This is a genomic window from Streptomyces sp. NBC_00386, assembly GCF_036063235.1.
Classification (GTDB): Bacteria; Actinomycetota; Actinomycetes; order Streptomycetales; family Streptomycetaceae; genus Streptomyces.
Genome location: NZ_CP107950.1, coordinates 2,044,687 through 2,056,964, shown reverse-complemented (window position 1 = coordinate 2,056,964; position 12,278 = coordinate 2,044,687). Strand labels below are relative to the sequence as shown.

Sequence of the window (12,278 nt, the reverse complement as noted above, 5' to 3'; positions counted from 1 at the left end):
CCTGGAAGAACGTGTTCCGGTGAGACTCGACCCGATTGGATCGCGGGATGCGCTCGGATGCCGTCACGAGTCGCATCCCGGGCCTTCAGGGAGGCGGTCTCGCGGAAGCGCGGGACAAGCCGTTGTGACGGGTCGTCATCGGCCTTCAGAGCAGCGTCAGCTGCGTCGGTCCCGGCGCGGCGGACGTCGGGGCGGCGGGCGCCGGGGCGGCCGTGGGCTCGGGAAGGGTGATCCGGCGCGGCATGCCCGCGCGCGCGGGGCCGATGCCGTACTCCTGTGCCAGCTCGTGCACCTGACGGGTGATCCGGCGCTGATACCACTTCGGGGCGTAGGCGCCCTCCGCGTACAGCCGCTCGTAGCGCCGTACGAGGTGCGGGTGGTGGTGTTCCAGCCAGGCCATGAACCACTCCCGGGCGCCGGGCCGCAGATGCAGCACCAGCGGGGTCACCGAGGTGGCCCCGGACGCCGCGACGGCCTGGACGGTGGCGCGCAGCTGGGCGGGGTGGTCGCCGAGGAAGGGGATCACGGGGGCCATGAGGACGCCGCAGCCGATGCCGTGGTCCGTCAGGGCGCGGACGACGTCCAGGCGGCGCTCGGGGGCCGGTGTGCCCGGCTCCACGGTGCGCCACAGCTCGGTGTCGGTGAAACCCACGGAGACCGAGATCCCGACGTCGGTGACCTCCGACGCCTGCTTCAGCAGGTCGAGGTCGCGCAGGATGAGCGTGCCCTTCGTCAGGATCGAGAAGGGGTTCGCGTGGTCGCGCAGGGCCGCGATGATGCCCGGCATGAGCCGGTAGCGGCCCTCCGCGCGCTGGTAGCAGTCGACGTTGGTGCCCATGGCGATGTGCTCGCCGTGCCAGCGGCTCGAGGCGAGCTGGCGGCGCAGCAGCTCCGGCGCGTTGACCTTCACCACGATCTGCGAGTCGAACCCGAGTCCGGTGTCGAGGTCCAGATAGCTGTGCGTCTTGCGGGCGAAACAGTAGACACAGGCGTGTGAGCAGCCCCGATAGGGGTTGACCGTCCACTCGAACGGCATGCGGGAGGCCCCCGGCACCCGGTTCACGATCGAGCGTGCCCGGACCTCGTGGAACGTGATCCCTCTGAACTCGGGCGAGTCGAACGTCCTTGTCGTGACCGCGTCCGCGCCGAACAGAGCGGCGTCCAGGGCGGGGCCCCCGGCGGGGTCCGCTGTCAGGTTCTCCCAGCGCATGGCGCCTCCTAGGTAGCACTGGACAGAGAATAGAACACATGTTCCCTTGATCGTGCGACCTGATTCCCGTGTCGCCCCGCCGGCGCCGCCCGCGTCCACGGGCACCCCGATTTGGGGGGCCGGGGCGCCGGGTGGTTGGCTGGCCGCACACCCCGAGGAACCAAGTGCTGGAGGAAGTGCCATGGCGCAGGTCGAGGCGACGACGGAGCGGGTCATCGCGGCGGACGCGGAGGCGGTGTTCGAGGCCCTGGCCGACTACAACGGCACGCGGCCCAAGCTGCTGCCCGAGCACTTCAGCGAGTACGAGGTGCGCGAGGGCGGCGACGGCGAGGGCACCCTCGTCCACTGGAAGCTCCAGGCCACCAGCAAGCGCGTCCGTGACTGCCTGCTCGAGGTGAGCGAGCCCACCGACGGCGAGCTCGTCGAGAAGGACCGCAACTCCTCCATGGTCACCACCTGGCGGGTCACCCCGGCCGGCGAGGGGAAGTCGCGCGTGGTGGTCACCAGCGTCTGGAACGGCGCGGGCGGCATCGGTGGCTTCTTCGAGCGGACCTTCGCGCCCAAGGGCCTCGGCCGCATCTACGACGCCGTGCTCGCCAACCTGGCGACGCAGACCGAGAAGTGACCCCGCCCTCCGGGACGCGCACGGCTCCCGGAGGCCCAGGTACGGCCGCCGGACGGTGACTTGACGGCCGCGGCCGTCAAGAGGCCGTCCCCGAAAGCGTGTTGTGCTCTCACCGTTTCGGGTGGAAGTCCCTCCCGCTCGGTGATATGCCGTAACTCGTCATGCTTGCCGGAAGTTGTCGCGATTGGCGGCAATTGTGCGGCGGGTGTGACGAGGGGAGCGGATACGTGGGCGGGATCACTCAGGTGCGGGACGAACCGGCCGTCGCACCCGCGCGAAACCCCGTTCCGAGGGCCGCCGAACCCGTCGGGCCGACCCCGCGACAGGTGCGGCTGATCTTCTGCGGACTGATCCCCGCCCTGCTCCTCGCCGCTCTCGAGCAGATGATCGTGGCCACCGCGCTCCCGAGGATCGTCGGAGAACTGCACGGCCTCGACAGGATGTCCTGGGCGATCACCGCCTACCTGCTCACCTCCACCGTCGGACTCCCCGTCTACGGCAAGCTCGGCGACCTCTACGGCCGCAAGGGCGTCTTCCAGTTCGCCATCGCCGTCTTCGTCATCGGCTCCGCGCTCGCCGGACGGGCGGGGACCATGGACCAGCTGATCGCCTTCCGCGCGGTCCAGGGCGTCGGCGCCGGAGGCCTCATGATCGGCGTGCAGGCGATCATCGCGGACATCGTGCCGCCGCGGCAGCGGGGCCGGTTCATGGGGCTGATCGGCGCCGCGTTCGGTCTCGCCTCGGTCGCGGGCCCCCTGCTGGGCGGCTACTTCACCGACCAACTGTCCTGGCGGTGGTGCTTCTACGTCAACGTGCCCTTCGGGCTGCTCACCCTGGCCGTCGTCACCGTCGTCCTGAAGCTGCCGAAGCCCGCCGTCCGGGGACGCGTCGACGTCCTCGGAGTGGTGCTCCTCGCCACCGCCTCGACCTGCCTGGTCCTGCTGACCAGTTGGGGCGGCACCGAGTACGCCTGGAGCTCACGGGTCGTCCTCGCCCTCGCGGCGGGGGCGGTCGTCACGACGGCGCTCTTCCTCGTCGTCGAACGCTTCGCGGTCGACCCCCTCATCCCGCTGCGGCTGTTCAGGGATCCCGTCTTCAACGTCACCGCGCTCGTCGGTCTGGTCGTCGGGGCCGCGCTCTTCGGGGCAGTCGGCTACCTCCCCACCTTCCTGCAGATGGCGGACGGCGCCGGCGCCACGGAGTCCGGACTCCTGATGCTTCCGATGATGGGCGGCATCGTCGTCGCCTCCGTCGTCTCCGGGCAGCTCGTCAGCCGTACCGGCCGCTACAAGGTCTTCCCGGTCCTCGGCTGCGCCCTGTCCGCCGTCGGCATGTGGCTGCTCTCCCGCCTCGACGCCGGAACCCCCCGGCTGCACTACAGCGTCTGGATGGCGGTCCTCGGCGTCGGTATCGGCATGGTGATGCCGGTGCTGGTGGTCGCCGTGCAGAACTCCGTACGCCCCGCCGACCTCGGCACCGCGACCAGCGCCAACACCTACTTCCGCCAGATCGGCGGCAGCGTCGGGGCCGCCGTCTTCGGCACCCTCTTCGCCGGCCGGCTCGCCGACGCGCTCGCCGACCGCCTTCCCGCGCGCGCGGGCGAGAAGGCCCCGGACCCCGAGTCCATCACCCCGCAGCTCGTCCACGCGATGCCCGCGGCCCTGCGCGACCGGTACATCGGCGCCTACGCGGACGCCATGCCGCGGATCTTCCTCTACCTCGTGCCGGTACTCGTCCTCGGCCTGCTCATCGCCTTCTTCCTCAAGGAGAAACCGCTGGTGACCCACAACGCATCCACCGCCGACCCGGAATCCGCGCGGACGAACGACCGTGTTCCGAGGGCCCGTTCGGGGTACGCCGCCGGGATCCCCGTCTGCGGCACGGTGCAGCACCCCGACGGCACCGCCGTGGCGCGCGCCGCGCTCACCCTCATCGACATCGGCGGACAGCAGATCGGGCGGGGCGCCAGCGGGGACGACGGCCGCTACGCGCTGTCCACGCCCGGGGAGGGCTCGTACGTACTGATCGCCGCCGCCGGGGGCCACCAGCCGCAGGCCGTCTCGGTGACGGTCGGCGAACGGCCGGTGGAACTCGACGTCGTGCTGGGCGGCGCGGGACGGCTCACCGGCAGCGTGCTGACCGCCGACGGCACCCCCGTGCGGGAGGCCGCGGTCACCCTCACCAACGCGCACGGCGAGGTGGTCGCCACCACGCGCAGCGGACGCGAGGGCGGCTACGTCATCACGGAACTGGTGGCCGGCGAGTACACCCTCGCCGCCGGCGCGCCCGCGTTCCGCCCGGCCGCGCTCCCGGTGACCGTCCAGGCGGCCCGGGAGACCCGCCAGGACGTCGAACTCGCCGGTGGCGCCGTGCTGCGCGGCACCGTCCGGGCGGTCGGCGGACGGCCCGTGGAGGACGCGCGCGTGACGCTGCTGGACGCGGCGGGCAACGTGGTCGACACCCTCACCACCGGCCCCGACGGGACGTTCCGGTTCATCGATCTGTCGTCGGGCGAGTACACCGTCATCGCGGCGGGCTATCCGCCCGTGGCCACCGTGCTCCAGGTCTCCGGAGGCGACCGCACGGAACGCGACCTGCACGTGGGCCACGAGGACTGACGCGCACGCACGCGCGGACCGGGCCCGACAGGCGCCCCGGGAGGCGCGCCGCGCGCCGGAGCCGCCCCCGCCGAGGTCAATTCCCGCGTTGCCACACATCGCGACGGACCGCCGCCGTACGGTAGTGGAGGCGGCACAGATCTTGCGGAGCCGTGGGGAGAGAGGGCCTGGGCCATGGACCATGGCACCGAAGCCGGCACAGCTCCGAGCCCTGGGGCCGGGAACGGCGCGACGGACCACGCGGACGCCGGTCGCATCCCGCTGGCCGTGGTGGTCGTGGACCGCGACGGGCTCGTCTCACACTGGAGCAGCGGCGCGCGGCGAATGTTCGGCGTCCCCAGGGAAGAAGCTCTGGGCCGCCAGGCGGTGGACCTGCTCCCGGTCTCCGGCGCGCTCCCCGAGGACGCGGGCGCGACCCCCTTCGGCAGCCGTGCCACGTACGACGGACTCGGGCCCGGCCTGGAGTCCTCCCTGGACGGGCATCTCTCGTATCCCGCCGCCGGACGCGCCCGGCTCACCGCGGCCGGTCCCGAGCGGATCGACGTCCTGTGGTGGGCCTACCCGCTGGTGGGTCCCGGCCCGGAGCGGCTGCTCGTGCTCGCCGCCGACGCCGCCGCGACGCGGCACGAGGACGACGACGTCTCCTTCGAGCGCATCGCGCCAGGCTTCGCGCTGCACACCGACTTCCCCGGCGCCGAGGAACTGGCCCGCCGGCTCCCCGACATCCTGCCCAGCATGAGCGTCGGCGACAGCGCCCGCATCGTCTCGCAGGTTCTGGAACTGGGATATCCCGTCCTGGAGTTCAGCCAGAACGACCGAGTGCCCGTCACCCCCGACTGGGGCGTGCCCAGGCGCGCGGAACGCAAGGCGCGCCGCGAGCGGGCGGCCAGGGCCGAGGCCCGCGGAGCGCCCCTGCCGGGGGACCTCACGGACGACGAGGGAGAGGACCTCGAGTACGTCGCCGTCCGGGAGCGCCTGGAATTCCTGAACGAGGTCAGCGGGCGCATCGGAACCTCCCTCGACCTGTCGCGCACCATCGTGGAGGTCAGCCGGGCCGTCGTGCCGCGCTTCACGGACGTGGCGGGCACCTATCTGCGTGAGCAGGTCGTCGCCGGTGAGGGCTTCCCCGACGGCGTGCCCGACACGACCACCATGTGGCACCGGGTCGCCCTGGAGCACACGGACGAGCCGGGCCGCTGGGACGACGTCGTGCCGGTCGGCGAGGCCATGCCCTTCCCGGCGCACACCCCGTTCTTCCAGTGCATGACCACCGGTGAGCCCGTCCTGGTGCCGCGCATCAGCGAGCAGATGGGGCACATGATCGCCGCGCAGTTCGAGAAGCGCGACATCAGGCCGCTCATCACCAACCGCTCCATGCTGGTCGTGCCCCTCAAGGCCCGGAACGTGGTGCTCGGGTTCATGATCCTGCTGCGGCACCCCGAGCGCGTCGAGTTCAACGACATGGACCGGGTCACCGGCGCCGAACTGGCCGCCCGCGCGGGCCTGGTGCTGGACAACGCGCGTATGTACACCTATCAGGAGAGCGTCGCCGAGACCCTCCAGGACAGCATGCTGCCGACCATTGAACCCCGCATGGCCGGCTGCGACATCGCCACCCGCTATCTGCCGGGAACGCTCCTCGGACGCGTCGGCGGCGACTGGTTCGACTCGGTGAAGCTGCCCGGCTCGCGCACCGCCCTGGTCGTCGGGGACGTCATGGGCCACGGTCTCAACTCCGCCGCGATGATGGGCCAGTTGCGCACCGCCGTACAGACCATGGCCGCCCTCGACCTGCCGCCCGCCCAGCTCCTGCGCAACCTGGACGACCTCGCCCAGCGCCTCGGCGACACCTACCTCGCGACCTGCCTGTACGCCGTCTACGACCCGATCGCCGGCCTGCTGCACCTCGCCAACGCCGGCCATATCCCGCCGGTCCTGGTCCGCGCCGCGGACGGCCGCAGCGAGCTGCTCGACCTGCCGACCGGAGCGCCCATCGGGGTCGGCGGAGTGCCCTTCGAAGCGGTCCGCGTGCGGGTGCGGCCCGGCGACCGGCTCGTGATGTGCACCGACGGGCTGGTCGAGGTCCGCGGCGAGGACATCGGTGTCGGCCTGGCCACCCTCTGCGAGTCCGCCGCACACCCGGCCGCTTCCATGGACCACGCCTGCGACACCATCATCCGCGCGCTCAACACCCGCGGCGGGCGCAAGGACGACGTCGCCCTGCTGATGGCCCGGCTCAACGGGATCGCGCCCGAGGACGTCGCCGAATGGCACCTGGCGTTCGACCCGGTGGAGGTCGGCAGAGCACGCGCCGTGGTCCGCGAACAGCTTCACGAGTGGGGCCTGGCGGGCCTCGCCGACAACGCCGAGCTGATGGTCGGCGAGCTCGTCACCAACGCCGTACGCCACGCGCAGAGCCGCCGGATCGAGCTGCGGCTCGTTCGCGGCGACACCCTGCTCTGCGAGGTGGACGACGACGACCACACGCTCCCGGTCCTGCTCAGCGCGGGGCCCGGAGACGAGTACGGACGCGGGCTCAGGCTCGTCAGCGCGCTGTCCCGCGAGTGGGGCGCCAGCCGCACCGGCGCGGGCAAGACCGCGTGGTTCGAACTGACGCTTCCCCGCGGCTGATCCGTCCGCGCGGCGCACCGCACGCCCGGGCGGCTCCGGCGCGCGAGGGCGTACGGGGTTCGAATGAGAGGTGAAGGAATGCGCCGGCGGCTTGTCGCCGCAGGCAGGGCGCGATAGACCGATCAGGCCCGCCGGGTCCCGGCGGGCGCGGTCGCGACCCCGGGAGCGGGCATGAGCGTGAGCAGTCGGTACCGAGGGGCCTGGGAGGGCTTCTGGAGCGAGGCCCCCGGCGGACAGGGCGGGGTCCTGTGGGACGCCGAGCCCGCGCTCACGGCCGCGGTCCACCTCGCCCACTTCGAGCCGTACCTGACGGCACCCGACCTGCCCCTGGTGGACCTCGGCTGCGGCAACGGCACCCAGACCCGCTTCCTGTCCGACCGGTTCCCGCAGGTCGTCGGCACCGACCTCGTGTCCGCGGCGCTCGACCACGCCCGCGCCGCCGATCCGGCGGGCCGGGCCCGGTACCGCCTGCTCGACGCGGCGGACAAGGCCGAGACCGAGGCGCTGCACGCGGAGCTCGGCGACGCCAACGTCTACATGCGCGGTGTGCTCCACCAGTCCGAGCCGGACGACCGGCAGCCCCTCGCGGACGGCCTGGCCACCCTCGCGGGCGACCTGGGCCGGGTCTTCCTGGTCGAGCTCGCCCAGGCCGCCGGTCCGATCCTGCGCGCCCTGGCGCAGAGCCCGGACGGCCCTCCGGCCAAGCTGGCCCCGATGTTCCGGCACGGCATCGCCCCGGGCGAGGTCGCGGACGCCGCGGTCCCCGAGTACCTGCGCCAGGCCGGCCTCACCGTCCTCGCGAGCGGTGAACTCCCGCTCTTCACGACCGAGCACACGTCCGACGGCGCCCTCATCGACCTTCCGTCGCGGTGGCTGGTGGCTGGACGCCCCGGGTGACACCGGTGGCCCGGACCGGGAAGAGTTGTCCACAGGCTCTGCCGGGTCCGGGCCGAAGCGCGTACGGTTTCGGCATGAAGATCCTCATCAGCGCCGACATGGAAGGCGCCACGGGTGTGACCTGGCCGGCCGACGTGTTGCCGGGGACTCCCCAGTGGGAGCGGTGCCGCGCGCTGTTCACCTCGGACGTGAACGCCGCGGTGCTGGGCTTCCTCGACGGCGGCGCCGACGAGGTGCTGATCAACGAAGCCCACTGGACCATGCGGAACCTGCTGCTCGAGCGGCTCGACGAGAGAGCGGAGATGCTCACCGGACGGCACAAGTCGCTGTCCATGGTCGAGGGCGTGCAGCACGGGGACGTGGACGGCATCGCGTTCGTCGGTTACCACGCGGGAGCGGGCATGGAGGGCGTCCTCGCGCACACCTATCTGGCGAACTCCATCACCGGCGTCTGGATCGACGACGTACGGGCCAGCGAGGGGCTGCTCAACGCGCGCGTCGTCGCCGAGTACGGCGTGCCGGTCGTGCTGGTCACCGGGGACGACGTGGCTTGCGAGGACGCCCTCGGGTACGCGCCCGGGGCGCTGAAGGTCGCCGTGAAGGACCATGTCTCGCGGTACGCGGCCGTGTGCCGCACACCGGCCAGGACCGCCGCGGACATCCGGGCCGCGGCCAAGGAGGCGGCCGCGCTGGCGGTGCGGTACGAGCCGGTCGCCGGCGGGCCGTTCACCATCGCCGTGGAGTTCGACGCCGAGCATCTGGCCATGGCCGCCACCGTCGTACCGGGGGTCGGCCGCGTCGGCGAGCGGAAGATCGCGTACACCAGCGACACGATGTACGAGGGGATCCGGACCTTCAAGGCGGTCACCACGATCGCCTCGGCCGCGGTGGAGGAGCAGTATGGCTGACGAACTGGCACTCGACGAGGTCGTCCGGTTCACCTCCGACCTCATCCGGATCGACACGACCAACCGGGGCGGCGGGGACTGCCAGGAACGCCCGGCCGCCGAGTACGCCGCCGCGCGGCTGGCCGAAGCGGGCCTGGAGCCCACACTGCTGGAGCGCACCAGGGGGCGGACGAACGTCGTGGCCCGGCTGGAGGGCACCGACCCGTCCGCGGACGCGCTGCTCGTCCACGGTCATCTGGACGTGGTGCCCGTCCAGGCCGAGGACTGGAGCGTCCACCCGTTCTCCGGCGAGATCCGTGACGGTGTCGTCTGGGGACGCGGCGCGGTCGACATGAAGAACATGGACGCGATGATCCTCTCGGTCGTCCGGTCCTGGGCGCGCGAAGGGGTACGGCCCCGCCGTGACCTGGTCATCGCCTTCACCGCCGACGAGGAGGCGAGCGCCGAGGACGGCTCGGGCTTCCTGGCCGACGAGCACCCCGGACTCTTCGAGGGCTGCACCGAGGGCGTCAGCGAGTCGGGGGCGTTCACCTTCCACGACGGCAGCGGACGGCAGCTCTATCCGATCGCCGCGGGGGAGCGCGGCACCGCCTGGCTCAAACTCACCGCGCGAGGACGTGCGGGACACGGCTCCAAGGTGAACCGGAGCAACGCGGTGACCCGCCTCGCCGCCACCGTCACCCGCATCGGCGCCCACGAGTGGCCGCTGCGCATCACCCCGACCGTGCGGGCCGCCCTGACCGAACTCGCGGCCCTGTACGGCCTGGACGAAGGCCTGGACGACGTGGACGCCCTCCTCGGCAAGCTCGGTCCGGCCGCCGCGCTCGTCGAGGCGACCGTCCGGGGAAGCGCCAACCCGACGATGCTGAGCGCCGGTTACAAGATCAACGTGATTCCGGGGGAGGCCGTCGCCTACGTGGACGGCCGCTATCTGCCCGGCGGCGAGGACGAGTTCCGCACGACCATGGACCGGCTCACCGGACCGGACGTCGAGTGGGAGTTCCACCACCACGAGGTGGCCCTCCAGGCGCCGCTGGACTCGCCGACATACGCGAGGATGCGCGCGGCTGTCGAGGAGTTCGCACCCGAGGGCCATGTCGTGCCGTACTGCATGTCGGGCGGCACGGACGCCAAGCAGTTCTCCCGTCTCGGCATCACCGGCTACGGCTTCGCGCCGCTCAAGCTCCCGGAGGGCTTCGACTACCAGGCGCTGTTCCACGGAGTCGACGAGCGCGTCCCGGTCGAGGCGCTCCACTTCGGTGTCCGCGTTCTCGACCGCTTTCTGCGTACGGCCTAGGGGGACGAGATGCAGACCACGCCATACGGTTCATGGCCCTCGCCGATCGACGCGAGGCTGGCCGCCGCGCACGACGGCCATCCCGAGTTCGTCGGTTTCGTCGGCGACGAGGCCTGGTGGACCGAGCCCCGGCCGGCCGAGGGCGGGCGGCGCACGCTGGTGCGGCGGAAGGCGGACGGCACCGAGGAGACGGTCCTTCCGGCCCCCTGGAACGTGCGCAGCCGGGTCATCGAGTACGGCGGCAGTCCCTGGACCGGGATCACGCGCCCCGAAGGTCCGCTGATCGTCTTCGTAGACTTCGCCGACCAGCGCCTCTACCGCTGCGAACCCGGAAGCGAACCGAGCCCGTTGACCCCCCTCTCGCCGGTGGGAGGCGGACTGCGCTGGGTGGATCCGCAGTTGCGGCCGGAGCGCGGCGAGGTCTGGTGCGTCATGGAGGAGTTCACCGGCGACGGACCCACCGATGTGCGCCGGGCCGTCGTCGCGGTGCCGCTGGACGGATCGGCGGCGCAGGACCGCGCCGCCGTGCGCGAGCTGTCCGACGGGCGGCACCGGTTCGTCACCGGGCCCCGGCTCTCACCGGACGGCCGGCAGGCGGTCTGGCTGGCCTGGGACCATCCGCGGATGCCGTGGGACGGCACCGAGGTGATCCTCGCGGACGTCTCGGCGGACGGCACGCTGTCCGCCCCGCGGTCCGTCGCGGGGGGCCCGGCGGAGTCCGTCGTCCAGGCCGACTGGGCGGCCGACGGCACGCTCCTCTACGCCAGTGACCGCAGCGGCTGGTGGAACCTCCACCGCCTCGGCGCGGACGGCGGGGCGATCGCCCTCTGCCCGCGCGAGGAGGAGTTCGGCGGCCCTCTGTGGAAGATCGGACTCCGGTGGTTCGCGCCGCTGGACAGCGGCCTGGTCGCCGTCGTGCACGGACGGGGTGCCACCGGTCTCGGGATACTGGACCCCGAGACCGGAGAACTCGTCGACACGGCCGGCCCCTGGACCGAGTTCGCGTCGACACTCGCCGTGCACGGCAGCAGGGTCCTCGCCGTCGGAGCCAGCCCCCGCAGCGCCCACGAGGTCGTCGAACTGGACGCCCGCACCGGGCGGACCCGGGTGATCGGCGCCGCCCACGACGACCCGGTCGACCCCGCGTACTACCCGGAACCCCAGATCCGCACCTTCGCCGGCCCCGCCGGACGTGAGGTCCACGCGCACATCTACCCCCCGCACCACCCCGGCCACGTGGGCCGCACCGACGAACTCCCGCCGTACGTCGTATGGGTCCACGGCGGCCCCACCAGCAGGTCGCCCCTCGTGCTCGACCTGGAGATCGCCTACTTCACCTCCCGCGGAATCGGAGTGGCCGAGGTCAACTACGGCGGATCGACCGGCCACGGCCGGGAGTACCGCAACCTGCTGCGGGAGCAGTGGGGTGTCGTCGACGTCGAGGACTGCGCGGCCGTCGCGCTCGCGCTCGCCGACGAGGGCACCGCCGACCGGCGGCGGCTCGCGATCCGCGGCGGCAGCGCGGGAGGCTGGACCACGGCCGCCTCGCTGGCCACCACCGACGTCTACGCCTGCGGCACGATCATCTATCCCGTGATCGACCTCACCGAATGGGCCTCGGGCGAGACCCACGACTTCGAGTCGCAGTACCTGGAATCGCTGGTCGGTCCGCTCGCCGAGGTGCCGGCCCGGTACACGGAGCGGTCGCCGTCCACGCACGCCGACGGGATCACCGCGCCCTTCCTGCTGCTCCAGGGGCTCGACGACGCCGTCTGCCCGCCCGTGCAGTGCGAACGCTTCCTGGCCCGCGTCGAGGAGCAGGGCCGCCGGGTGCCGCACGCCTACATCGCCTTCGAGGGAGAGGGACACGGTTTCCGGCGCGCCGAGACGATGGTGCGCGCCCTGGAGTCCGAACTCTCCCTGTACGCGCAGGTCCTCGGACTGAATCCGTCCGGCATCCCCACCCTGGAGCTGTCCAAGTGAGGCGACCGACAGTCATCGGCACATGAACCGGACAGCACATGAACCGGCAGCACATGAACACCGGCACATGACCGTCGGCACATGACCGCCCAGCACGTGAACGCCCGGC

At 72.2% G+C, this 12,278-nt stretch carries 8 protein-coding genes; 7 read left to right on the top strand and 1 reads right to left on the bottom strand.

The genetic code is table 11. The features are described from left to right. Positions 1 to 145: 145 nt before the first annotated feature. Positions 146 to 1,210, bottom strand: coding sequence for an Rv2578c family radical SAM protein (locus tag OG780_RS08975; protein WP_328446411.1), 1,065 nt, complete (start codon positions 1,208 to 1,210; stop codon positions 146 to 148). 181 nt (positions 1,211 to 1,391) lie between these two features. On the opposite strand from OG780_RS08975, the gene OG780_RS08970 reads away from it, so the two are divergent. The 7 genes from OG780_RS08970 to OG780_RS08940 all read left to right on the top strand — a co-directional run bounded on the left by OG780_RS08970 (position 1,392) and on the right by OG780_RS08940 (position 12,169). Next, positions 1,392 to 1,835, top strand: coding sequence for an SRPBCC family protein (locus tag OG780_RS08970; protein WP_328446409.1), 444 nt, complete (start codon positions 1,392 to 1,394; stop codon positions 1,833 to 1,835). Between the two features lie 227 nt (positions 1,836 to 2,062). Next, on the top strand, positions 2,063 to 4,453 hold the full coding sequence (locus OG780_RS08965) for an MFS transporter (RefSeq protein ID WP_328446407.1): 2,391 nt from the start codon (positions 2,063 to 2,065) through the stop codon (positions 4,451 to 4,453). A gap of 174 nt (positions 4,454 to 4,627) precedes the next feature. Beyond that, positions 4,628 to 7,084: a SpoIIE family protein phosphatase gene (locus OG780_RS08960; protein ID WP_328446405.1), complete on the top strand. Its 2,457-nt coding sequence runs from the start codon at positions 4,628 to 4,630 to the stop codon at positions 7,082 to 7,084. A gap of 171 nt (positions 7,085 to 7,255) precedes the next feature. Continuing rightward, a complete protein-coding gene (locus OG780_RS08955; RefSeq protein WP_328446403.1) occupies positions 7,256 to 7,981 on the top strand; it encodes a class I SAM-dependent methyltransferase in 726 nt (241 codons plus the stop codon). Positions 7,982 to 8,055: 74 nt separating this feature from the next. Next, positions 8,056 to 8,889: a M55 family metallopeptidase gene (locus OG780_RS08950; RefSeq protein ID WP_328446401.1), complete on the top strand. Its 834-nt coding sequence runs from the start codon at positions 8,056 to 8,058 to the stop codon at positions 8,887 to 8,889. Next, a complete protein-coding gene (locus tag OG780_RS08945; RefSeq protein ID WP_328446399.1) occupies positions 8,882 to 10,186 on the top strand; it encodes a M20/M25/M40 family metallo-hydrolase in 1,305 nt (434 codons plus the stop codon). The genes OG780_RS08950 and OG780_RS08945 overlap by 8 nt, the downstream gene beginning before the upstream one ends. A gap of 9 nt (positions 10,187 to 10,195) precedes the next feature. Next, the gene (locus tag OG780_RS08940) at positions 10,196 to 12,169 is read left to right on the top strand and encodes an LpqB family beta-propeller domain-containing protein (protein WP_328446397.1); all 1,974 of its coding nucleotides are present in this window, start codon (positions 10,196 to 10,198) and stop codon (positions 12,167 to 12,169) included. Positions 12,170 to 12,278 lie beyond the last annotated feature (109 nt).

What these genes read in the sequence shown, in the direction of transcription:
- OG780_RS08950 (WP_328446401.1), top strand. Translation starts at nt 8,056, where the DNA reads ATGAAGATCCTCATCAGCGCCGACATGGAAGGCGCCACGGGTGTGACC.
- OG780_RS08975 (WP_328446411.1), bottom strand. Translation starts at nt 1,210, where the DNA reads ATGCGCTGGGAGAACCTGACAGCGGACCCCGCCGGGGGCCCCGCCCTG.
- OG780_RS08960 (WP_328446405.1), top strand. Translation starts at nt 4,628, where the DNA reads ATGGACCATGGCACCGAAGCCGGCACAGCTCCGAGCCCTGGGGCCGGG.
- OG780_RS08940 (WP_328446397.1), top strand. Translation starts at nt 10,196, where the DNA reads ATGCAGACCACGCCATACGGTTCATGGCCCTCGCCGATCGACGCGAGG.
- OG780_RS08970 (WP_328446409.1), top strand. Translation starts at nt 1,392, where the DNA reads ATGGCGCAGGTCGAGGCGACGACGGAGCGGGTCATCGCGGCGGACGCG.
- OG780_RS08945 (WP_328446399.1), top strand. Translation starts at nt 8,882, where the DNA reads ATGGCTGACGAACTGGCACTCGACGAGGTCGTCCGGTTCACCTCCGAC.
- OG780_RS08955 (WP_328446403.1), top strand. Translation starts at nt 7,256, where the DNA reads ATGAGCGTGAGCAGTCGGTACCGAGGGGCCTGGGAGGGCTTCTGGAGC.